This is a genomic window from Acinetobacter sp. YH12063 (assembly GCF_013419715.1).
GTDB classification, from domain to species: Bacteria; Pseudomonadota; Gammaproteobacteria; order Pseudomonadales; family Moraxellaceae; genus Acinetobacter; species Acinetobacter amyesii.
Genome location: NZ_VOZO01000001.1, coordinates 12,728 through 36,084, shown reverse-complemented (window position 1 = coordinate 36,084; position 23,357 = coordinate 12,728). Strand labels below are relative to the sequence as shown.

General features: G+C 41.5%; 23 protein-coding genes. 14 read left to right on the top strand and 9 right to left on the bottom strand.

Features of this window, described 5'->3' with window-relative positions:
- Positions 1–5 precede the first annotated feature (5 nt).
- Positions 6–419 carry an energy transducer TonB gene (locus FTU12_RS00170; RefSeq protein ID WP_180113505.1) on the bottom strand — a complete coding sequence of 138 codons (414 nt, stop codon included), beginning with the start codon at positions 417–419 and terminating at the stop codon, positions 6–8.
- Positions 420–600: 181 nt separating this feature from the next.
- On the opposite strand from FTU12_RS00170, the gene FTU12_RS00165 reads away from it, so the two are divergent.
- Complete coding sequence (locus tag FTU12_RS00165) at positions 601–885, top strand: hypothetical protein (protein WP_078192639.1); 285 nt, start codon at positions 601–603, stop codon at positions 883–885.
- 12 nt (positions 886–897) lie between these two features.
- Entirely contained in the window at positions 898–1,326 is a 429-nt protein-coding gene (locus FTU12_RS00160) for a YqaA family protein (RefSeq protein WP_078192638.1), read from the top strand.
- 55 nt (positions 1,327–1,381) lie between these two features.
- On the opposite strand, the gene FTU12_RS00155 is transcribed toward FTU12_RS00160, so the two are convergent.
- Together FTU12_RS00155 and FTU12_RS00150 are read right to left on the bottom strand one after the other, a co-directional pair.
- Positions 1,382–2,116, bottom strand: a complete 735-nt coding sequence (locus tag FTU12_RS00155) for an energy transducer TonB (protein WP_180113504.1) — start codon at positions 2,114–2,116, stop codon at positions 1,382–1,384.
- 104 nt (positions 2,117–2,220) lie between these two features.
- Positions 2,221–3,474: an MFS transporter gene (locus FTU12_RS00150; protein ID WP_078192864.1), complete on the bottom strand. Its 1,254-nt coding sequence runs from the start codon at positions 3,472–3,474 to the stop codon at positions 2,221–2,223.
- 223 nt (positions 3,475–3,697) lie between these two features.
- On the opposite strand from FTU12_RS00150, the gene rpmI reads away from it, so the two are divergent.
- Positions 3,698–3,892: a 50S ribosomal protein L35 gene (rpmI, locus tag FTU12_RS00145; protein ID WP_065994397.1), complete on the top strand. Its 195-nt coding sequence runs from the start codon at positions 3,698–3,700 to the stop codon at positions 3,890–3,892.
- An 11-nt stretch (positions 3,893–3,903) separates the two neighbouring features.
- The gene (gene rplT, locus FTU12_RS00140; RefSeq protein ID WP_004647525.1) at positions 3,904–4,263 is read left to right on the top strand and encodes a 50S ribosomal protein L20; all 360 of its coding nucleotides are present in this window, start codon (positions 3,904–3,906) and stop codon (positions 4,261–4,263) included.
- Positions 4,264–4,340: 77 nt separating this feature from the next.
- Here the strand turns inward: rplT and FTU12_RS00135 are convergent, their stop codons facing one another.
- Positions 4,341–5,483: a hypothetical protein gene (locus FTU12_RS00135; protein ID WP_180113503.1), complete on the bottom strand. Its 1,143-nt coding sequence runs from the start codon at positions 5,481–5,483 to the stop codon at positions 4,341–4,343.
- 579 nt (positions 5,484–6,062) lie between these two features.
- On the opposite strand from FTU12_RS00135, the gene FTU12_RS00130 reads away from it, so the two are divergent.
- Positions 6,063–6,614, top strand: a complete 552-nt coding sequence (locus FTU12_RS00130; RefSeq protein ID WP_180113502.1) for an AAA family ATPase — start codon at positions 6,063–6,065, stop codon at positions 6,612–6,614.
- Between the two features lie 108 nt (positions 6,615–6,722).
- Positions 6,723–6,935, top strand: coding sequence for a hypothetical protein (locus tag FTU12_RS00125; RefSeq protein ID WP_111884721.1), 213 nt, complete (start codon positions 6,723–6,725; stop codon positions 6,933–6,935).
- Positions 6,936–7,019: 84 nt separating this feature from the next.
- On the opposite strand, the gene FTU12_RS00120 is transcribed toward FTU12_RS00125, so the two are convergent.
- Positions 7,020–8,048 (bottom strand): hypothetical protein, encoded by a 1,029-nt coding sequence (locus tag FTU12_RS00120; RefSeq protein ID WP_180113501.1) that lies wholly within the window; start codon positions 8,046–8,048, stop codon positions 7,020–7,022.
- 160 nt (positions 8,049–8,208) lie between these two features.
- On the opposite strand from FTU12_RS00120, the gene pheS reads away from it, so the two are divergent.
- From pheS to FTU12_RS00105, 3 genes are all read left to right on the top strand, one after another.
- The gene (gene pheS / locus FTU12_RS00115) at positions 8,209–9,189 is read left to right on the top strand and encodes a phenylalanine--tRNA ligase subunit alpha (protein ID WP_078189575.1); all 981 of its coding nucleotides are present in this window, start codon (positions 8,209–8,211) and stop codon (positions 9,187–9,189) included.
- A gap of 130 nt (positions 9,190–9,319) precedes the next feature.
- Positions 9,320–11,701 (top strand): phenylalanine--tRNA ligase subunit beta, encoded by a 2,382-nt coding sequence (gene pheT, locus FTU12_RS00110; RefSeq protein WP_180113500.1) that lies wholly within the window; start codon positions 9,320–9,322, stop codon positions 11,699–11,701.
- Entirely contained in the window at positions 11,698–11,994 is a 297-nt protein-coding gene (locus FTU12_RS00105) for an integration host factor subunit alpha (RefSeq protein WP_004649746.1), read from the top strand. The genes pheT and FTU12_RS00105 overlap by 4 nt, the downstream gene beginning before the upstream one ends.
- Before the next feature lie 331 nt (positions 11,995–12,325).
- Here the strand turns inward: FTU12_RS00105 and FTU12_RS00100 are convergent, their stop codons facing one another.
- The 3 genes from FTU12_RS00100 to trxA form a co-directional block, all read right to left on the bottom strand.
- On the bottom strand, positions 12,326–12,571 hold the full coding sequence (locus FTU12_RS00100) for a hypothetical protein (RefSeq protein ID WP_078192631.1): 246 nt from the start codon (positions 12,569–12,571) through the stop codon (positions 12,326–12,328).
- A 412-nt stretch (positions 12,572–12,983) separates the two neighbouring features.
- Positions 12,984–14,252, bottom strand: a complete 1,269-nt coding sequence (gene rho / locus FTU12_RS00095) for a transcription termination factor Rho (RefSeq protein ID WP_067731074.1) — start codon at positions 14,250–14,252, stop codon at positions 12,984–12,986.
- Positions 14,253–14,575: 323 nt separating this feature from the next.
- A complete protein-coding gene (trxA, locus tag FTU12_RS00090) occupies positions 14,576–14,902 on the bottom strand; it encodes a thioredoxin (protein WP_078189572.1) in 327 nt (108 codons plus the stop codon).
- A 266-nt stretch (positions 14,903–15,168) separates the two neighbouring features.
- Here trxA and ppx point away from each other — a divergent pair, with 266 nt between their 5' ends.
- Genes ppx through FTU12_RS00065 form a run of 5 tightly spaced genes read left to right on the top strand, consistent with a single transcriptional unit; the run spans position 15,169 to position 20,278 of the window.
- Positions 15,169–16,689: an exopolyphosphatase gene (gene ppx / locus FTU12_RS00085; protein WP_078189571.1), complete on the top strand. Its 1,521-nt coding sequence runs from the start codon at positions 15,169–15,171 to the stop codon at positions 16,687–16,689.
- Between the two features lie 33 nt (positions 16,690–16,722).
- Positions 16,723–17,547 carry an acetyl-CoA carboxylase carboxyltransferase subunit alpha gene (locus tag FTU12_RS00080; RefSeq protein ID WP_078189570.1) on the top strand — a complete coding sequence of 275 codons (825 nt, stop codon included), beginning with the start codon at positions 16,723–16,725 and terminating at the stop codon, positions 17,545–17,547.
- Positions 17,484–18,860: a tRNA lysidine(34) synthetase TilS gene (gene tilS, locus FTU12_RS00075; protein ID WP_180113499.1), complete on the top strand. Its 1,377-nt coding sequence runs from the start codon at positions 17,484–17,486 to the stop codon at positions 18,858–18,860. The genes FTU12_RS00080 and tilS overlap by 64 nt, the downstream gene beginning before the upstream one ends.
- A complete protein-coding gene (gene proC, locus FTU12_RS00070; protein WP_180050196.1) occupies positions 18,857–19,687 on the top strand; it encodes a pyrroline-5-carboxylate reductase in 831 nt (276 codons plus the stop codon). The genes tilS and proC overlap by 4 nt, the downstream gene beginning before the upstream one ends.
- Positions 19,688–19,714: 27 nt before the next feature.
- A complete protein-coding gene (locus tag FTU12_RS00065; protein ID WP_078189567.1) occupies positions 19,715–20,278 on the top strand; it encodes a YggT family protein in 564 nt (187 codons plus the stop codon).
- Between the two features lie 157 nt (positions 20,279–20,435).
- Here FTU12_RS00065 and polA read toward each other — a convergent pair whose 3' ends face one another.
- A complete protein-coding gene (polA, locus tag FTU12_RS00060) occupies positions 20,436–23,201 on the bottom strand; it encodes a DNA polymerase I (RefSeq protein WP_180113498.1) in 2,766 nt (921 codons plus the stop codon).
- Between the last annotated feature and the right edge of the window lie 156 nt (positions 23,202–23,357).

The following is a 23,357-nucleotide window of genomic DNA, read 5'->3' as shown; positions in this document are numbered from 1 at the left end:
TTTTTTTATGAAATGAATAGAAGCTTTTTCCACCAAGGTCTTTGGTTTTCTTTCAGGGTCTTGAGTGAGAAGGGCTGTAGGGCAACAAAGGGGTAAGCTACACCATTTTCGATAAAAGGTTTGAACTTGGCACGTAAAAGTGACTGCTCAACCCGCTTATCAATGTGTGTAAGTCCAGAGCTTTTGATTAATTCAGCTTTTTGAACTTCGCCGGTGGCTAAAACATACAATTTAAAACTAAGGTCACGATTTTGATTGCCCAGATCGTCATTGTTGAAGTTAAAGATAGGTCGCTTTTGCCAAATCATTTGATCTTGTGTAATCAGGTGTTGTTTGGCAACTTCAGAAGGACTTTGTGCATATAAAGCGGTCAAAATTTGTAATAACACGATAAAACTTAAGCAAAGAATTTTTTTCATAAAGTGAGTTAAAATTATTCAATATTTGCGTGGCAGATTAGAAGTCTCATGTATAAAAGTAAAGTGCGGAAAGACTCACCTTAAGATTTTAGATAGGACGGAAGAAAATTCTAACGCTGTGTTAGAATGCGGCGCTGCCGAAAAGAACGCGTTGTTGACGGCTTAGTTGGACGATTTTGCGATGAAAGACTTTTTCTTAAATTTTACCCGTATTGTTGAAAATAACCCAAGAATCTATTGGAGTATTATTTTTGGTATTGCAGGCTGCTTAGTGCTATTTGTCGCTGAAATTGTGCATGTGCAAAATATTCTTGCAGATTTACATACCAAAGATCAAAACTTGATGCGAGCTGCGATTGAACCGATTTCTTCACAATATAAATGGTCGAGAATCGTTGTAATTGTTGCAGCAGTGCTTTGGTCAAATTTTGAATATTTGAAGTCGAAGAAAAAATTAGGTCTCTAAGCATTCGTTTCGATGTGGTCGTTTTTAGTTTTATTCTTCGCGGCATTTGGGGCTGCGACCTTACTTCCTTTACAGTCCGAAGCCGTATTGCTCGGCTTGTTGAGCTATGGTCAACATAATCCATGGCTGCTGATTGTGGTGGCCAGTATTGGTAATATTCTCGGTTCTTGTGTGAATTGGTGGCTCGGTTTAAAAGTAGAACATTATAAAAATAAAACATGGTTTCCCGTGTCAGAGCTGAAAATGCAGCAGGCACAGGGTATTTATCACAAATATGGTTATTGGTCTTTGCTACTGAGTTGGCTGCCGATGATTGGAGACCCTATTACTTTAATTGCGGGTTTAATGAAAGAAAACTTCTGGCGCTTTGTGTTCATGGTGACCGTAGCGAAAACCGGGCGTTATCTCTGTATTTATCTTATATTTTTAGGTTTCTTCTGAGATAAAACAGGGCATTGAAACATTCAATCCCTGTTTGAAATGTTGAATCTATTACTTATTTACAGCCATTTACTTGAAACTGAATTTCATCTTTAAAGTTCGACTTTTTGTAGATCCAAAGGGTGCTCGCAGTACGTTTAACCGAGATCTGACTATTTCTTAGTGCTTCAACGACTTTCTGATCGAGTGCATAAATGCCAGAGCCTTGCTTGATCTTCACCTTTTTCACTTGTCCGTGTTTGTCCACTTTAAAGTTAAATTTGACTTTACGATCGTGCTGTTTCAACTCATGACTAGTGAGATCTAATTTTGGTTGAGATACATATTGGAATGGCGTTTTCTTATTTGCACTTTGTGCATTCCAAACTTTTGAATCAAAGTTGAAATCACATTCAGGCGTATTGCCTTTAACTCTCAAATTAAACGCTTGATAGCCAATAATGGCTTTGGCTTCACCATTTTCTAAATGTGGCTTGACTTTAGCTTTTTTGACAGCAGCAATTAAGATTCGGTCGAGTTGATCGACCCCTGTACTTTCTTCAACACTTGCATCGGTAATGGTGCCTTTTGCATTTGCTGTAACACGAATAATGGCCGCGCGGTCACGTTGCTTGAGGTCTTCATTGGCATATACCGGTTTTGGAAAAACCGACCAATTTAAGCGTGTAGTTAAATGCGCAGGAGCAACTTCAATATTCTGTGCCGGAAGTTGGTGGGTTTTGGTAGAAGCACTAAACGCTGTAGAAAATGGAGCGCAGGCCAAAAGGGTTAAGCACAGATATTGTTTCATAAGTCTATTCTAAGATCACAATGTGAGTGATGAATGCGTCGATATTGCTGCGCAGTATTTCCTGTATTGGAAATACTGGCAAGGTTTAAATGGAAAATATGCCATTATTTTTTTGACTGATGGGTAATGTCGATCCCAAACAAATCACGAGTTTTTGCCCAACTGATCGCAACTACAGCCATGGTCATACAGCCACCAAAAAGTGTCGCCATAATCGTGCCCATGTATTTTGCTGCAAGTCCCGATTCAAAAGCTCCAAGTTCATTACTGCTAGAAACAAACATGCCATTCACCGCAGCAACACGACCCCGCATATTTTCAGGTGGATAAAGTTGCAAAATGGTCTGACGAACCACCACAGACACGCTGTCACATGCCCCAGTCATTGCCAGTGCAAAGAGTGATAACCAAAGATTGCTTGAAAATGCGAATAAAATGGTAAATACACCAAAACCCGCTACAGCCAATAACATATTACGCCATGCATGATGAGTTGGAGGGAATTTGGTCAATGCAATCATAGTGATCAGGGCGCCAATAGACGGTGCTGCCCGTAAGTAGCCTAAACCTTCAGGCCCCACTTTTAAAATATCTTCGGCAAAAATCGGTAAGAGGGCAATCACGCCACCAAAAAGCACAGAAACTAAATCGAGTGAAATCGCCCAAAGGACAATTTTGGTTTTCCAGATAAATCGAAAACCTTCACTTAAACTATCTTTTAAATTGTCAGATTCAATTTTAGGAAAACTGCGTTTATTGAGTAGGTTAATGAGAACGAAGCAGACCGTTAGTAGCGCCGCAACACTGAGTAAGCTGGTTTCACGGCCTAAAAATGCCAACATAAAACCGCCAAGCATTGGCCCAATAATCACCCCACTTTGCCAACCAATCGTTGTCCATGTTGCACCATTGGCATAGAGCTCCCGCGGGATTAAAAAAGGTTTAAGCGACGTTGCCGAGGGATTATAGAAACCACGGATCGTTCCAAGCCCAAAAATGACCGCATAAATCCCCCAAGACAGTTGGGTGACATCAATTTGGCCGAGACCATATTGGTGAAATAACCCCCAAAGAATCAGTGGCATCGGTACAGAAAAAAACAGACAAATTTTCATAATGGTCTGTTTATTGAAACGATCTGCAAAGTATCCTCCCCACAAAGAGAGAGCAATAAAAGGAATTGCTTCGGCTAAACCAATTAAGCCCAGTGTTAGCGGGTCTTTAGTGATTTGATACAGTGAGTAAGCAACAATAATTTCTTGAATCAAAATGGCTAAGGTCAAACAAAATTGATTAAGCGTAACAATCGAGAAATCCCGATAACGTAGGGCTGCAAAAGCATCCTGTGCAGGTTTCATAATGGACATTAATAGTTGGCGTGCCGACATTATATAAGCCTTATTGGGCATCGCTTCTAAAATCATCGGAAAATCTATATCAGAAAATTAATTAAGTTCGATATTCGGTAGAAAGATTCGCTTTTGTTTTGAGCAAAGATGCTTTAGAATACTCGCTCCCTTACCTGCAGGGCGTCTTTGCAATGGTGCAGACGTGCCGAACAGGTGTTCAAAAGAGGTTCTTATGCCTAAGATGAAAACTCGCCGTGGTGCAGCTAAACGCTTCAAGCCAACTGCAAACGGTTTTAAACGTCACCAAGCGTTCAAACGACACATTTTGACCAAAAAATCTGCTAAGCGTATCCGTCAATTACGCGGCTGTGTAATGGTTCACGTAAGTGACGTTGCTTCAGTTCGCCGTATGTGCCCATACATCTAAGGAGATTATAAATGGCTCGTGTTAAACGTGGTGTACAGGCTCATCGCCGTCATAAAAAAATTCTTGCTCGTGCTAAAGGTTACTACGGCGCTCGTTCACGCGTATATCGCGTAGCGTTCCAAGCAGTAATCAAAGCAGGTCAATATGCTTACCGTGACCGTCGTCAAAAGAAACGTCAATTCCGTGCTCTATGGATTGCGCGTATCAATGCCGGTGCTCGTCAAAATGGTTTGTCGTACAGCCGTATGATCGCTGGCTTGAAAAAAGCTCAAGTGATTATCGACCGTCGCGTACTTGCTGACATCGCTATGCATGACGCAGTTGCGTTTGCTGCTTTAGCTTCTAAAGCTAAAGATGCATTAGCTGCATAAGTCTTTATGACTTAAAAAGGGACCGCTTTTAGCGGTCTTTTTTTGGGCTTTAAATTCTTATGTAAGCTTAACCAATATTAATCGGTTTTTGTTTTAAGCTGGACATAAGCAAGGTCTCGGTGCTGAAAATGATAGTTATGCCAATGATAATAAATGGGAAATTCATAAATTGCATTTATTTTAAAGTGCGTGTTGTAGAAAGGTGTTTTGGGTAAAATATGAAAAGTTTGCTGGTTGTCTAATAACAACCATTTCTGACCATCTGCATCCATTGAGATTAATTGCGCATCGGTCATTTTATGAGTGCCAAAATGCAAAGCATAATAACTATGCAATACCGGCATTAGAAAAAAGCTCAGGCTCAGCGTTAAAAATGTACTGGACAGCACGCTTCCTGTAAACGCCATTTGGGGAATATCTTTTTGTATCCACAATACGCTTGGAATGAAAATCAGCAGAAAAATAATGGCCAAACACAGCAAAACCGGATAATTGGAAATGTAAAAGAACTGCGCTTGCGCGTTTAAATATAAGCCCAAAATACCAATAGGAACGCTGCCGATAATCAGGTAGGCGATCCGCGGGCTGATCTTGGTTTGCAGAATTAAATTTTGCAGATCTTCTTGAGAAAGCGTCAGCGCCGCAATCTCATCCTGAAAATTATAATATTGTTTGAGTATTTGAATCAGCTGCCCTTTTTCATGTTCACTTAAGCATGCAAGGTGCAATTGAGATTGAACATTTTTAAGGGGGAAGAATAAAAGCTGTGGATTTTCTTTGTTGGCAGTCTGATAAATGGGACGCTGCAGCCATGAGATCCGTTTTGGGCGTTTTATACCAAGAATGGCAAATTGACAGTATTCTACCTCCTGCCGCTGAATGAATGTGCTGAGAGGTATTTTCCACAAGCGGTAATAAATTTTATCAGGCGTAATGACCAGTTTAATCTGCGTTTTTAAGTAATCAATGACAATTATAGATACGATGTAGAGCAGGATCAGCTGGGCATGATCGGCTTGCAGCTTGTAAATCGGGAAATTTTTTAGGGTGAATTGCAGGTATTCAATCACTATGCTGACGTTAAGCGGTTGAGCTTGATCTCTAAACCATTTGAAAAAAGGTATAATAAAGACCATCGCAATGCCTAGTAAAATAAGCATTAAAATTGTTGGCCATGAAATCAGCGGTTTTTTAGCATAAATGTCAAATTCTGTTTTCATAAAGTCTCATAATAATTATGTTGAAATTTTATATTTAAGTGTTTGGTTACTATATTTAAATTTTGAATATTTGATCGATGCTTAGCGCTAAATTATATCTGAAAATGAATAGGCTAGGTAGGTGCTGCGCCCCGAGCCACGGTTTGTGCGTATTATGTCAGGATTTCAATGTTTAGCATCGATCTTGTTGCCTGGCCGGTTTGTTTAATGCTCAGTTGAAGGCCCGCACATGCACACGGCGCTTTTCGCTCAGAACGGGAAGGTATTTATATTGCGCATGTTCATCATAATTGTGGGCAGAATTAATTCATTCATCTGGGGACAGCTAGAATCTGTTTTTTTTATAAGGCGTGCAGATAGGGGGGGGGGACGGCCATAAATGAATGGATAAATACCAACTGAAAAATTATTGGATCAATATAGTCTGTGAAAAGTGTGTTTTTATACTGCAATTGAAATTGACTTTATCAATATCGATGCAGATCTTTTGGATTATCGTAAAGAATAAAAGTTAACCTATCTTATCTAATACTGTTATCTTGAAGTAGATTCACCAGACTCAAGTAGATCATCATGACAATGAAAAGAATAAACGTAGTCGGTACATCAGCCACTGGAAAATCAACCTTTTCCAGAGCTTTGGCGGAAAAATTAGGGTTACATTATATTGAACTGGATAACCTATTTTGGCTGGATGATTGGCAGGAGTGTCCTGACGAAATCTTTTTTGCACGTATCGAAGCTGAAATTGCCAAAGCAAAAAATGGTTATGTTATTGATGGCAACTATACTCGGGCGATTCCGGTGAAATGGTCGGAAATAGATACGGTGATTTGGCTCGATCTACCGTTTCCAGTCAATTTATACCGCTCAGTAAAGCGCGCGATTTCTCGGGCTAAGTCCAAACAAGATCTTTGGCCTGATTCAAATAATCAGGAAAGTCTGTGGCGAATGTTTGGTCGAGATTCAATTATTTGGTGGATGATTAAGACCCATAAAAAAAATCGTGAAAAATATCTACAGATGATGAATGCACCTGAATATCAACATATTCAATGGATTCGATTAGAGTCACCAACTGCAGTGGATGCGTTTTTAGAACAATTGGACTCTTATGTTTTTGATGTTTAAGTTTTGATGTTTATCAATAAAAAGTGCAGCCAAGTTACAGAAATAATCTTTATACCAAGCTTTGCGCCATGCCTAATGTATGGATAGAAAAAACAAAAGGAAAATAAAATGTTGGCTGAAATTGTTGGAATGGGTCAAGGTAGCATTACTGTAGAGCTCGAAATGATTCCCCGCAAAGGTGAGGCGGTCAAAATCATGTATGGTGCAGACGCAGAGCTTGAGGGGGAAGTAGTCTCTGTCAGTCATTATATTAATCAACATGCCGATCAGCATCGCGTTCGATTAGAAATTCGTCCGTTTAATTATTTAACGACCTCATAATTTTGAGGTCTTTCATACATAAGCATGTTCATAAAAAAGCCCTTCCATGAGAAGGGCTTTTTAGTGTTGATCACATTTATACAGTTAAAGTCCGAAGTAATAAGCCAATAAGCAAATCACTACCGTAATAATAATTAAGGTAATCACTCCACCTGCACCGGGTTTATGAGGCGAGTTAGCCGGGTGTGCATGCTGAGGATTTGATTTTCTTTGTTCAGTTTTAAAACCATCCAGAGGAGAGCTTTCAACAACAGGAGTTAAGCGTGCAGTTTTATAGTGATTGGCGACTTTCACAATAAATTTTGCCGTTAAATCTTCAGTTTTTTGAGCAAAATGTCGCAAATTTAACTGTTCTTCAGGTGTATAGATGCTGCCATCTGCGTGATAGGGATGCTGAATTTTAGACTGAATATGGCGGTTTAATGCTTCTAGGCGATGTAAGCTGTCATGTGCGAAATCCGCTTGTGCATCCGTTGGCAAGAGTGCAAGTTTTGCGGATTCATTTGATTCGCTGCTTAGATCAGGCTGCGTACCATAATAAGGTGTGCCTAACACCTCCGGCTCAATAAAACCTTCCGCAGGTTTTTGTAAAAATAATTCTGCTTCAGTGAAGTTATGAATATCATCCCATCTTGGTAACTGCATATCCGCTTCGATGCGTTTAATGAGTTTATGGTTCAGCTCATAGCGCCAAAAGGTTTCTCGACGAATTTGCAGTTGTTGGGATGCAGGTGCGTCATAGTCATTTTCTGCGTTATACCACTCGGCAAGTTCTTTACCAAAAATCCATGCCTGCTTTTTATTTTTTTCGTGGCTCACAATAAAATGGGCAAAGGGAAGAAGTTCAACGTTAGCATTCGGATTTTGTTCATCATTCAGTAAGCTGGAGCTATGTAAACTTAAGCGTTGTACCCCTTGTTTTTTTAAGCCTTCTAGCCAAATTTGGAAATGTTGAGCCAATAAATGCTGTGATAGCAAATCACGAAAATGGAAACTGTGCTGATCAAAAATGTGGTGATTTAACCAACGTTGAAAACTTAAACCTTGGTTGAGAAATTCATTGCCATAAGTGACGAGTGTGAGCTGTTGTTTCCAGATTGGATCGAGTGCCATAAAGATTGGATCCCATTGATATTGTGTTTATCTTATACTTTTTTTAAAACTTGATGCTAATGCAATTTTAACTTGTGAATGCGCTTCATCATAACGGCTAAAAACTGTTAGAATAAGGGGTTTATATTATTTTTTTTAAATTGTTGCTTTGAGAGTTACTATGTCACTGGAAGCCCTGACCACTGAAGCGCTCGCTGCGATTGCAGCAGCAGAGGACCTTGCTACACTCGACCAAGTGCGAGTGCAATTTACAGGGAAGAAAAGCCAGCTCGCGGAACAATCGAAGTCGCTCGGTAAAATGGACCCAGAAGAACGTAAAGTTTTTGGTGCTCAAATTCATGCCGTTCGTGAATCGATTACTGGCGCACTGACTGCTCGTCAAGCTGAATTACAAAAAGCTGCATTAGAACAAAAGCTTGCTAGCGAAACGATTGATATTACTTTACCCGGCCGTGGTCAAACGGTGGGTAGTATTCACCCTGTGACCCAAGTTCAAGAACGTATTTGCCAATTTTTTACCAAAGCTGGCTTTACTGTTGCGACTGGTCCAGAAGTTGAAGATGATTATCACAACTTTGAAGCATTGAACATTCCGGGTCATCACCCTGCACGTGCGATGCACGACACTTTCTATTTTGATGCGAATCATTTACTTCGTACGCATACCTCAGGCGTGCAAATTCGTACCATGGAAACGAGTCAGCCACCAATCCGTATTGTGTGTCCTGGTCGTGTTTATCGCTGTGACTCGGACCAAACGCATTCTCCAATGTTCCATCAAATCGAAGGTCTGTATGTGGCTGAAAACACTAGCTTTGCAGAACTTAAAGGTTTGTTGGTGAACTTGTTAAATGAATTCTTTGAAAAAGATTTGAAAGTACGTTTCCGTCCATCTTATTTCCCATTTACAGAGCCAAGTGCGGAAGTGGATATCATGGATGAACGTGGTAAATGGTTGGAAGTTTTGGGCTGCGGTATGGTGCATCCAAACGTTTTACAAGCCGCTGGCATTGACCCAGAAAAATACAAAGGCTTTGCCTTCGGTTTAGGTGTAGAACGTTTTGCAATGTTGCGTTATGGCATTAATGACCTGCGTATGTTCTACCAAAATGATGTGCGTTTCTTACGCCAATTTGCTTAAACAGTTTTATACCTCTCCCTAACCTCTCCTAAAAGGAGAGGGGTTGTCCATCATGACTTAGGGTTCGTCCTCTTTCTTTAAAGGGACGCTAGAGGGGATTAGAAATTTAGAATTAATAGGTTTTTATACAATGAAAATTAGCGAAAATTGGTTGCGTACATGGGTTAACCCAGCCATTGATAGCGATACACTTTCTGATCAACTGACCATGTTAGGTTTAGAAGTTGATGATTTATCTCCTGCTGCAAAACCATTTACTGGTGTAGTAATCGGTGAAGTTTTAACAGTGGTTCAACATCCCGATGCTGACCGTTTACGTGTCACTACTGTAAACATCGGTTCAGGTGAGCCGTTACAAATCGTTTGTGGAGCTCCAAACGTACGTGTAGGCATGAAAGCTCCTGTAGCAACCATTGGTGCAGTACTTCCGGGCGATTTCAAAATTAAAAAAGGCAAGCTTCGTGGTGTTGAATCACAAGGCATGCTGTGCGGTGCGTCTGAAATTGATCTTGAAGATAAAATCGACGGTCTATTAGAGCTTCCTGCCGATGCACCTGTTGGTGTAAATGTGCGTGAATATTTAGATCTTGATGACAATGTGATTGATATCAGCATCACGCCAAACCGTGGTGACTGCTTCAGTATTCGTGGTATTGCACGTGAAATTGGTGTGATTAACCAACTCCCTGTGACTGCACCAGTGATTACAGAAGTTGCTGCAACCATTAGCGATGAAAAAAATGTCGTTATTGCTACGGATGGTTGCCCACGCTATTTAGGCCGTGTAATCAAAAACGTCAATACCAAAGCACCAACTCCTGAGTGGATGGAACGTGCATTGGCTCGTGCGGGCATTCGTCAGCACAGTATTTTGGTCGATATTACCAACTACGTTTTAATGGAATTGGGTCAACCTTTACATGCATTCGATGGCGGTAAAGTTGAAGGGTCAGTTCGTGTACGCCAAGCAACAGCAGCAGAAAAATTAACGTTGTTGAATGAACAAGAAGTTGAATTATCTGAAAACGTGATGGTGATTGCGGATGATCAAAAAGCCTTGGCGATTGCAGGGATCATGGGCGGTCTAAGTTCAGCCGTTTCTGACGATACCACTGAAATTTTCCTTGAGTCGGCGTTCTTTGATCAACTCTATATCGCAGGTCGTGCACGTAGTTTTGGTTTGCATACTGATGCCTCTCAGCGTTATGAGCGCGGTGTAGACTTTGAATTGCCGATGACGGCAATGCATCGTGCTTCACAGCTTATTGCTGATTTAGCTGGTGGTGAGTTTGGTCCAATTGCTGTTGCTGAAAAAGTAGAGTTATTACCAAAACGTGAAGCCATTGAACTGAACCAAGCGCAAGTTGATCAACTGCTCGGTTATAAAGTTGAATCTGCATTTATTACCGATGCTTTAACGCGTTTGGGTTGCAATGTCACTGTGAAAGCAGAAGGTGAGTGGACAGTTGTACCGCCATCACACCGTTTTGACATGGCGATTTATCAAGACCTCATCGAAGAAGTGGCACGTATTCACGGTTACGACAATATTCAAATTAGCTTGCCGGTGATTGATGTCAAACTGGCGAAATACCAAGACCAATTTGAATTGGTTCAGTTACGTCAAACTGCAGTGGCTTTGGGTTATCAAGAAGCAATTAGCTTTAGCTTTGCAGATGCGAAACTAGAGAAACAATTGAATCCACAGGTTCAACCACTAGCGCTTGCAAACCCGATTTCTAGCGACCTTGCAGTGATGCGTTCAACCTTATTATCAAGTTTGATCCCATGTGTGCAATACAACGTGAACCGTCAGCAAAACCGTGTGCGTTTCTATGAGCTTGGTCTACGTTTTGATTATCAAGGTGCGAACAGCATTCATGATCTTAAACAGATCCCAACATTTGCACTGGTTGCAACAGGTTCACGTACGACTGAATCTTGGCATGGTAAAGCACAGCCAATGGATTTCTTTGACTTTAAAGGCGATGTAGAAGAGATTTTAAATTCTGCACGTTTAAATGTTGAATATGTACGTTCAGAGCGTACCTGGTTGCATCCAGGTCAATCTGCTGAAATCTTAGTCAATGGTCAATCAATTGGTTACTTCGGTCGTTTACACCCATCTTTAGAAGATGAGTTGGATTTGGCGACTACTTGGGTCGCTGAATTGGATCAATCGGCTGTTTTGCAAACTTATGTATCTAATTTTACAGAATTATCACGTTTTCCGTCGGTTCGACGTGATATTGCGCTTTTAATTAGTGATAAGATTAATGTTAGTGAAATTCAGCAACTTATCGAAAAAACCGGCGGTGAGCTTTTAGACGCAGTTTGGTTATTCGATGTGTACACTGGTCAAGGTGTCGAAGAAGGCAAGCGCTCATTGGCATTTGCAATTCAATGGCAACATCCAACACGTACATTAGAAGATGCTGAAATCAAAACCGGTATGGATAACATACTTCAGGTGTTGGAAAACACTTACCAGGCGACATTGAGGGCTTCATGACAGCATTAACAAAAGCAGAAATGGCTGATCATTTAAGTGAGCTCACGAGTTTAAACCGTCGTGAAGCAAAACAAATGGTCGAGTTATTCTTCGATGAGATTAGCCAAGCGCTAATCTCTGGGGAACAAGTTAAACTCTCAGGTTTCGGTAACTTCGAGTTGCGTGATAAACGTCAACGCCCAGGCCGTAACCCGAAAACGGGTGAAGAAATTCCGATTTCTGCCCGTCGTGTAGTGACCTTCCGTGCGGGACAAAAATTCCGTCAACGTGTTGGAAATGAGCAGATCGATTGATCTGCTTTTTTTTCCTTTGATTTAGGAGGCGCAGTGCTCATCATCTATCGCACAATTCATGTTGAAGAATATTCGTTTTAAAGTGAGACGATATACTTGAGTTGAGTTGAGTTGAGTTGAGTTGAGTTGAGTTGAGTTGAGTTGAGTTGAGTTGAGTTGTCGTAGAGGTTGATTGTGGCTTTCCTTTAGCTAAATTGTCAGTTTTTATTTTTCAATAAGCATAGGCTTAGTATTTTGAATTTTAGCTCTTTTTATGAACTAGGGTTTAAAGTTTGAGGCAATAAAAAAGAGAGCCATAGGGCTCTCTTTTTGTGCTGAATAATCGGTTAGATTATTGAGCTTCAGAAGCAGCAGCAGTAGCTTCAGATGCAGCAGCAGTAGCTTCAGAAGCAGCAGCAGTAGCTTCAGAAGCAGCAGCAGAAGCTTCAACAGCAGCAGCGTCAGACGCAGCAACTACTTCAGAAGCAGCAGCTTCAGATGCAGCAGCAGGAGCAGCTTCTTCAGTTTTTTTAGCACAACCAACGAAAGCTAAAGTAGTAGCAACTGCAGCAGCAATAGCGATTTTTTTGAATAACATGGCATCACTCTCTAAAATATGAGATTAAAAAATAACCTGCGTTAGTCTGTTGTGTGCTTTTATTATGCCTAATTTGAATAGGTATTAAAAATGCATAGAGCAGTCTAACTGGTCTGCGTGTATGCTATCACTGAGTATTTTGAAATGCTACTAGTGACTTTGAAAAAACCGTTAAAAATAGGTGAAAAACGGCCATTTTTTAACAGAAAATAACAATTAAGAGAAAGTTTTATATTGGCGAAATAGCAAATAAACTACTAAAAAGAATAGGGTTTTTTAACATATATTTTTTATAATCATAAACTTGAAAATAAGTTTACATGGAGATCTATCAAATGTTTCTTTGTGTAACTAAAGTCAACCAAATAAAAAGGCCATCGTTATAGATGGCCTTTTCAGTCAAACATTCAACTTAGTTGGATGCTTTACGTTTCATTTGATCGAAGAAATCATCATTGGTTTTGGTTTCTTTCATGCGATCAAGCAAGAATTCCATCGCTGCAAGTTCGTCTTGTGTATGAAGCAATTTACGTAAAATCCAAACTTTACGTAGGTTATCTTCAGACATCAAACGCTCTTCACGACGTGTACCTGATTTTTTGATGTTCATCGCAGGGAACACGCGTTTTTCAGCAATACGACGGTCTAGGGTAATTTCTTGGTTACCTGTACCTTTGAATTCTTCGTAGATCACTTCATCCATCTTACTGCCAGTTTCAATCAACGCAGTTGAGATAATTGTCAGTGAACCACCTTCTTCGATATTACGTGCTGCACCGAAGAAACGTTTTGGACGTTCTAAAGCATGGGCATCCACACCACCAGTAAGAACTTTACCAGATGACGGAATCACGGTGTTGTAAGCACGGGCTAAACGAGTAATTGAGTCAAGCAAAATCACTACATCTTTTTTGTGTTCTACAAGACGTTTCGCTTTTTCAATCACCATCTCTGCAACTTGTACGTGACGAGCTGGTGATTCATCGAATGTTGAAGCAACCACTTCACCACGAACAGTACGTTCCATTTCTGTTACTTCTTCAGGACGTTCGTCAATCAGAAGGACAATCAAGAAACATTCAGGATTGTTACGAACAATCGACTGAGCGATGTTTTGTAACAACATGGTTTTACCCGCTTTTGGCGGTGCAACGATAATTGAACGTTGACCTTTACCAATCGGAGCAACCAAGTCAACGACACGCGCAGTTAAGTCTTCTGTTGTACCATTACCTAATTCCATTACCAATTGTTCGGTTGGAAATAAAGGTGTTAAGTTTTCGAAAAGAATCTTATTACGTGAGTTTTCGGGTGTGTCGTAGTTAATTTGATTAACTTTTAATAATGCAAAGTAACGTTCGCCTTCTTTAGGTGGACGAATCGTACCTGTAATAGTGTCACCAGTACGAAGGTTGAAGCGACGGATTTGTGATGGGCTCACATAGATATCGTCAGGGCCGGCTAGGTAAGAACCCGCTGCAGAGCGTAAGAAACCAAAGCCGTCCGACAGAATTTCTAGAACGCCATCACCAAAAATCTCTTCGCCGTTCATTGCGTGGCGCTTTAAGATGGCAAAAATAATATCTTGCTTACGGTTACGAGCCATTCCTTCGAGGCCCATAAACTCGGCAATCTTGATGAGTTCGCCAATCGGTTTTTTCTTGAGTTCGGTTAAGTTCATAGGTGGTCAGATAGAATCTAAAATTCTGAGGTACAGGTTGGAAAAGGGAGCAACAAATGTGCCGCGATCATGCAAGAAACGATAGCAATTGGTTTGCACAAAACAATTCAGAGATCTGATTCGTTATATGAAGAGAGATGTGAAAAACAATTCTGTTGCCGAGCGGCATTTTATGTGTTGTGTTGTAAGAAAATGAGAGGATTTGAGATCCTTAATTTCTTGAGTAAACAATATAAGAGAGAACACAGCATTTGTCAATTTATCAACCAAAAAAATACGCTGTGTAAAACAGCGTATTTTCGAGTGTTTTTATCGAAAAAATATTAGATGTTTTCTTCGATGAAAGCTGTCAATTTAGATTTTGGTGCGGCACCGACTTGGGTTGCTACAACTTCGCCGTTTTTAAACATTAATAATGCAGGAATGTTACGGATGTTGTAGTTTACAGCTGTTTGTTCGCAAGAAGTTACGTCTACTTTAACGATTTTAACTTTGCCTTCAAACTCAGTTGAAAGTACTTCAAGTACAGGTGCAATGGCTTTACAAGGAGCACACCAACCTGCCCAGAAATCTACAAGTACAGGAGTATCAGACTCTAGTACGTCAGCTTGGAAGTTTGCATCAGTTGTATTTACGATATTGCCAGACATGGATTTTGCTCCGGATTTAATTTTTAAGTTGACTCTATGCTTATAAGTATTACATAGCCAACTATAACAATGTAGGGGGTTATGTAAATTTTCGACCTGAATGGTCAGTTTGTCTAATGGATGATCACGATGCCGATGATCGTGTATGACTATCATTGCTTCAGATAAAAAAACGATAAGTTCCGTTCGAACTGCTCATAAATGGCTTTTAAATTGCATGTATGTGAATTAATCTAAGCACAATTCTGAACAGGTTTTTTTGAATAATGTCTGATTTTTTGATTGATGAAGAATTACTTGCTGCTATCGATATGGGATCGAACAGCTTCCACTTGGCTATCGCACGTGTAGACCATGGCGAAGTGAAAAAAGTTGCATCAATGTCAGAAAAAGTACAGCTTGCCGCAGGTCTAGACGAAAATAAAAATTTGACTGAAGCCGCACAGCAACGAGGTTTAGCCTGCCTAGCACGTTTTGTAGGGCGTTTAAATCCTGTCCAAGCCAACCGTTTACGTATTGTGGCGACCAATGCCTTGCGCCAAGCAAAAAATGGTCATGAATTTATTCAAAAAGCCGCTGAAATTTTACCTAAGCCGATTGAAATCATTGCTGGTCGTGAAGAAGCCCGTCTCATTTATTTGGGAGTTTCACATACCATGGCAAACAGTGGTCGTCGTCTAGTGATTGATATTGGTGGGGGTTCTACAGAGCTGATTATTGGTGAAGAGTTTGAACCGATTCATACTGAATCCGTGCAAATGGGCTGTGTCGCTTTTACCAAAGCGTTTTTTGCCGATGGTGAAATTAACCTGAAAAGTTTTGATAAAGCTGTAAATGCTGCTCGTAAGGAAATTGCAGGTATTGCTAACACTTATAAAGCTGCGGGCTGGGATACTGTTGTCGGTTCAAGCGGTACGATCAAAGCGTGTCGTCAGATTTGTGTCAATATGGGCTGGAGTAACGATCAGGAAGAACTGACACGTGACGGTCTATTTAAACTCAAAGATAAATTGCTTAAATATAAGCATGTCAATGAAATGGAATTTGATGGTCTAAAAGAAGACCGTCGAGCAGTTTTGCCAGCCGGTATTGCCATTTTATATGCCGTCTTTGATGTGCTGAATATCGATAAATTGGTCTATTCGGATGGCGCATTACGTGAAGGCGTGATGTATGACCTCTTGGGTCGTTTCCAACATGAAGATGTTCGAGATCGTTCTGTACATGCGTTGATGGGTCGCTACAACGCAGATGTGAAACAAGCTGAGCGTGTAGTCAATACCGCGCAACAACTGTTTAATGGTGTGGCGACCGCACTGAATTTGACCAGTGATGACAGTGATTTACTGCGTCGTGCAGCGTATTTGCATGAAATTGGTTTAGCGATTAGTCATAGTGGTTACCATCGTCATGGTGCCTATTTGTTGCAACATTCGGATATTCCGGGTTTCTCGCAAATTGATCAAAACCATTTGTCACATTTAGTGGCGCATCATCGTCGTAAGTTGCGCAGTGATGCACGTGTCGATGTGATGAAAGTCGGTGGTAACAAACTTGTTTACTTATGTCTATTGCTTCGTTTAGCAGTTTTATTAAATCATAGTCGCAGCGATGAGATGCTTCCTGCCATTGAATTAAGCGTGGACAATGCGCAACAATGGCAACTTAGTGTTTCTGGTGATGCCAAACAGTGGCCTTTGTTGGTTGCAGACTTGCATGATGAGCAAGTGCAATTTAAGCATTGGGATATTGAACTAAATATCCAGTCGGAACAATTTATCAATTAACAGACCAGTTAAGTTAGGGATAATGATCGACCTATGAAAAATAAAGCAGCTCAATCTAAAGCCTGGACTACGGTTCAGATCGCACGTCATCCTGAACGTCCGCAGTTTTTGGATTATGTTGGCGAAATTTTTACAGAGTTCGATGCTTTGCACGGTGACCGCCTATTTGGTGATGACGGCGCGATGATTGGTGGTTTGGCTCGTTTAGATGGTCAGCCTGTGATGATCGTAGGTCAGCACCGTGGTCGTAGTACACGTGAAAAATTACAGCATAATTTTGGTATGAGTAACCCAGAAGGTTACCGTAAAGCACAGCGTTTATTGGATATGGCGGAGCGTTTTAATCTGCCTGTCTTTACTTTTATTGATACCATGGGTGCCTACCCTGGCGTAGGTGCAGAAGAACGTGGTCAGGCTGAAGCGATTGCAACCAGTTTGGCTCAGCTTTCTTCACTTAAAGTGCCTGTAGTGGCAACGGTATTGGGTGAAGGTGGTTCGGGTGGTGCGCTCGGTATTGGCGTGGCTGACCGTGTGATTATGCTATCTCACAGTATTTATTCAGTGATTTCACCTGAAGGCTGTGCATCTATTTTGTGGAAAACTGCAGAGAAAGCAGAACAAGCAAGTGAAGCATTGGCATTGACGGCAGATAAATTGCAGAAGATGGGCATTGTGGAATACGTGGTGGACGAAGCGGAAGGCGCACATTTAAACCCTGAAAAAGTCATGCAGGATTTGAAAGTGGTCTTGAAGCAAGCTCTAGAAGAACTGCAACCAATGGATGCAAACGAACGATGCGAAGCGCGTTATCAGCGTTTAATGAAGTTTGGCAGCGACAATTTAGGGCTGACTGCTTAAGTCAAATTCAGGCGCTGCCTGAACAAAGCCGATTTTTAATAGGATGTAGTGGTGGCATGGATTCCATGTTGCTGCTGCATCTTATGCCGTTTTTGTGCCCTGAAAAAATACGGGTAATTTATATTGATCACCAACTACAAGAGAGTAGTCACGCTTGGGGGGAGTTTGTACGTGCTCAGTGTGCAGCGCTGAATCTTCCATTCATCATACAAAAAGTTCAGGTTGCGCAAGGTAACCTTGAAAATCAAGCACGCTCGGCCCGCTATCAAGCCTTTGCCCAACATTTACAAGCAGATGAAATATTGGTACTCGCGCATCATCAGCAAGATCAGGCGGAGACATTGATGTTGCGGCTACTTTCAGGTGCTGGTGTCCATGGCCTTGCTGCGATGAAAAAATTCGATGTACGTGAAGATTTTACATTATGGCGTCCGCTATTAGATCTTTCACGTGAGCAAATTTGCCAATGGGCAGCACAGCTGCATGTGCAAAATATTCAAGACCTCACCAATTTTGATACCGACTATGACCGTGCGTGGAGTCGTGAAATTTTGTGGCCGCTACTCAGTGAGCGATTTCCTAAAATGCAGCAAGCTCTGAGTCGAACCAGTTACTTGATGCAAGATGCCGATGAAATTTTAAACGAGGTATTACAACAAGATTTAGCAGTCTGCGGCTCATCGCAAGCGTTATCTTTGGTGGCTCTACAACAGCTCAGTCTGGCACGTCAGCGTCAGTTGTTATCGCACTGGATGAAAGGTGAGGGGCAATATCGTCCAAGCTTTGAAATGGTACAGCGATTGTTTTCAGAAGTGATTGGCTCACGCGAAGACTCGCAAGCGGCATTGCACTGGAATGGATTTTATTATCTGCGCTTTCAACAGCAACTTCATCGGATTGCCAAAGCGGATTATCTGCTAGCAGAATCTATTCAAGAGGTTGAGGTTGTAACTTGTGTTGCAGGTCAGTGCCTCAAGTTGCCTGCCGGCCATTTTGTGATTCAACCCTCAAAGGTTGGTTTATCACCTGATTTATTGGGGCAGCAACTGCAGATTCGCCCACGTCTTGGCGGCGAAAAAATTCATTTATATGGTCGTGTCGGAAGTTGGCCGTTGAAAAAAGCCATTCAACAGGCGCAAATTTTTCCGTGGCAGCGTCATACTATTCAAATATTAAGCCGAGATAATGTTATGCTAGGCGTCTTTACGCCTCAGGGCTTTTGGTTGGCGCAGTCTGAATTTTGTACTCAAGCTGGCTGGCAACCAACATTATCTCTTAACGCTAAATCTGCAATATCGGATCTTCAATCATGAGCGCAATTCTAAATTGTAATATTAGTTTCATTGGTGGCGGCAACATGGCACAGGCTTTAATTGGTGGCCTGATTGCACGTGGTGTCCCGACTACACGTATTACAGTTTCAGATCCCGTAGAAAAAGTACGTGAGCTTTTGGCTGAAAAAGATTTGCATGTGACCGATGATAATGTTGCAGCAATTCGAGAAGCTGACATTGTTCTTTTTGCCGTTAAACCTCAGGTGTTGGCAAAAGTTTTGGCACCATTACAAGGGTTGCTAGAAGGGAAGTTAGTGATTTCAATTGTTGCAGGTGCAGAAATTGCAACGATTTCAAAACTATTAGGCACAGAGCGTATTGTTCGTGTCATGCCAAACACACCTGCTTTAGTTCAAACCGGTGCGCATGGTTTGTATGCAGGTGAAGCGGTTTCGGCTGAAGATCGTGATCTTGCAAGTCAAGTTTTGGCTTCAACGGGTTTAACACTTTGGGTAAACTCAGAAGCTCAGATTGATGCAGTTACAGCTGTTTCTGGCTCAGGTCCTGCATACTTTTTCTATATGATGGAAAGTATGATCCGTGCAGGTAAAAACATGGGTTTGGATGAAAAAGTGGCTACAGCACTAACCTTGCAAACTGCATTGGGCGCTGCACAAATGGCGATTACCAGTGCCAACAGTCCTGCGGAGTTACGTAAAAATGTAACCTCTCCAAACGGTACCACACAAGCTGCGATTGAAGTATTTGATCGTGCTCAAATTTCACAAAATATTCAGGCCGCTTTAGCCGCAGCGCAAAAGCGTAGCCAAGAGTTGGCACAAGAGTTAAGCGAAAGCACCAAATAATTCGATTTGATTTAGGAAAGTTCAAGTATGGGCTCTGCTCAAATTTTTGGAATCATTATTAACGTTGCAATTTTGCTCGTATTTTTCCGTTTTTTAATGCAGCTTGCTGCCGTGAGTCCATATAACCCTGTGGTTTTGGCAACAGCAAAAGCAACAAAAATTGTCGATATCTTTAGCCGAATCTTCCCAACTTTGGCCAAAGGTCGAGTCAATACCGCAGCTTTGGTGTTGGTGGTGATTCTGTATTTGTTAAAAATGTTTGGTTTGATGTATTTGTCTGGCGTGGCAGTGAATAGTCCATTCCATCTGATCATTATGACCTTTGTGACCATGATTCAGGATTTAATCCGTTTCTGTCGTTACTTAATTTTTGCATCGATTATTTTGAGTTGGGTCGTGATGTTTAGTCAGTCACGTTCGCCTTATATTGAAGTGGTTCAAGAATTGGCAGAACCGCTACTTGCACCATTCCGTCGTATCCTTCCAAATATGGGGATGATTGACTTATCACCAATTTTTGCGATTTTGGCATTGTTGGTTGCGGAAACCATTATGAAGCAAGTCGCAATTGCATTATTGACTGGTCTTTAATCTGAGCTAAGACGAGTTAAATTAAAAAGGACGCCTCGGCGTCCTTTTTTATGGCTTCATAATGAGATGTAAATCGAAATATTTCTATTCGTGAATATTTCACCTCCATCCTTACCTTCCTCCTATAAGGAGAAAGGTGTGAATGAACGTGAATGAATTAGTGTGCTTCGTCCCAGTTATTGCCTTGACCGACTTCCACAATCAGTGGAACGGAAATTTTCAACACAGATTGCATCACTTCAGTCAGTTGGGCAGACAGTTCATCGGCAATTGCAGCATCAACTTCAAACACCAATTCATCGTGTACTTGCAGTAACATTTTGGCTTGATCTTTCGGTAAGATTTTATCGACTGCAATCATGGCCAATTTAATAATATCCGCTGCAGAACCTTGTAGTGGTGCATTGATCGCTGCACGTTCAGCGCCTTGTTTCACCATTTTGTTGCTCGCCATAATGTCTGGTGTATACAGACGACGACCTAAAATGGTTTCCACAAAACCTTGTTCACGTGCAACTTGGCGAGTACGTTCCATATATTCCAAAACACCAGGGTAGCGTTGGAAGTATTTACCAATATAGTTACGCGACTCTTCTCGAGTGAAACCCAACTGACGGGTCAAACCAAATTCAGACATACCATAGAGCAGGCCGAAGTTCACCGCTTTGGCTTGACGACGTTGGTTGCTGGTCACTTCATCGAGTGGAATGCCCAAAACTTCTGCCGCAGTACGTTTATGTACGTCTTGTCCATGATTAAAAGCATCGACCAATGCATGATCTTGCGAGAAATGCGCCATTAAACGTAATTCGATTTGCGAGTAATCGGCTGCCAGTAAAATGCGACCTTCAGGTGCAATAAAGGCTTTACGGATTTGACGTCCAATATCTTCACGGACAGGAATGTTCTGTAAGTTTGGATCGGTAGATGACAGACGACCTGTAGCCGTTAAAGCTTGGTGGTAACTGGTATGCACACGATGTGTGTCATTATTCACTTGTTTTAACAGACCATCGGTATAAGTGCTTTTCAGTTTAGAGAGACCACGATATTCCAAAATTAAATCAGTAATCGGATGATCGATTTTTTCTAACACACTTTCACTGGTACTGTACTGACCTGTAGAAGTTTTCTTACCGCCTTTTAAACCTAATTTATCAAACAGAATCTCGCCGACTTGTTTTGGTGAGCTGACATTGAAGCTTTGACCCGCAAGATCGGTAATTTCTGTTTCTAAATTTTGAATGGTATTGGCAAATTCCACACCGAGTTGGTCGAGGAAGTCCATATCTAGCTCAATGCCGTTTTCTTCCATAGAGGTTAGAACACGGGCAACAGGCATTTCAATATTGTGCAAAATATTGATCAGTTCCGGATGGGCTTGTAACTTTTTATCGAGTACTTCATACAGACGATAGGTCACATGGGCATCTTCTGCGGCATAATGGGCTGCCGTTTCGAGCTCAATTTGGTTAAAGGTCTTTTGTTTTGCACCTTTGCCCGCCACTTGTTCGAACGTCGTTGTGAGATGACTTAAATACAAACGCGCGACGTCATCCATCCCATGACGTGTAGCCACAGAGTTAAGGACATAAGAGGCCAACATGGTATCGAAATACCAACCTGCCAAATGAATGCCATGATTTTCTAAGACATGTGCATCATATTTGAGATGATGACCAATTTTTTTTACGTCATTATCTTCAAGTAAAGGTTTGAGTTGATTCAGGATCGTGTCGCGATCAAGTTGTTGCGGTGCACCTTCATAATTATGCGCAAGCGGCACGTAATAGGCATCATGTGCATCTAAAGCCACCGAGAAACCTACAATCTGCGCCACGCGGTAGTCGAGGCTGGTGGTTTCGGTATCAAAGGCAAAACGCTTTTCAGTGCTCAGACGTTTAAATAACACATCCCAATCTTCTTGGGTCAATACCGTGTGATACCGAGCTTCGCCAAGTAAATCATCAACACTGGTTTTGTCCGCTTGATCTTCTACTTCAGGTGCATTGGCTACAGTCGCCGTGGTGTTGATGGCTTTGGCTGCTTGTTTGTAGGTTGCGCCATTGGGGTTGTTCGGATGATCTAAAGACTGCAGTTGGTTACGGAATTCTAGTTCCGTATATAAATCACGCAGTGCTGGAATATTTGGGTCGGCAAGTTTCAAATCTTCGTATTTAAGGCCCATGTCGAGGTCACAAACGATGCTCGCCAGTTGGTGGTCAAGAGTAATCCCTTCGACATTGTCTTTAATGTTTTGACCGACTTTACCTTTAATACTGTCAACATTTTCTAAAATGCCGCCAATCGAGCCGTACTCGGTTAAAAGTTTCGCTGCCGTTTTTGCGCCAACACCAGGTACACCACGAATGCCGTCAGAGGCGTCGCCCATCAGCGTGAGGTAGTCAATGATTTGATTCGGCCACACCCCAAATTTTTCAAAAACGCCTTGAACATCCATCGGTTTGTCTTTGAAGCTGTCTTCTAAAGTGACACGCTCAGTAACGAGCTGCGCCATGTCTTTGTCACCGGTGGAGATCAAAACTTGATGACCGGCTGCTTCAGCGCGTTTGGCTAAAGTTCCGATAATGTCATCGGCTTCAGCACCCGGCAACATATGCAGCGGAATCCCTAGAGCACGAATTAATGCATGAAGATATGGAATTTGTTGTGATAACTCTTCAGGCATGCTTGGACGGTCACCCTTATAAATCGGGGACAATTCATGACGGAAGGTTGGTTCAGGTGTATCGAAAATAACGGCCATATGCGTCGGTTGAATACGACGCATTAATTTTTGGATGGCAGAAATGGCACCTCGGATTGCATTGGTATGCAAACCGGTTGAAGTGGTTAATGGTGGCAGTGCATGGTAGGCACGAAATAAAAAGTATGAGCCATCGACCAAGACAAATGGTGGCATGGATAATTTCCTAATCCTGAAAACGGTTTTATTGTACGTGATTTTTTGCCCGCACGCAGAGTCTAGATTGTATATGTAACTTACCGAATCACTGATGAATAGTTTTAATCCATCGGTCAGGCTCATGTATCATCAAAACATTCAGGAAAATGACGA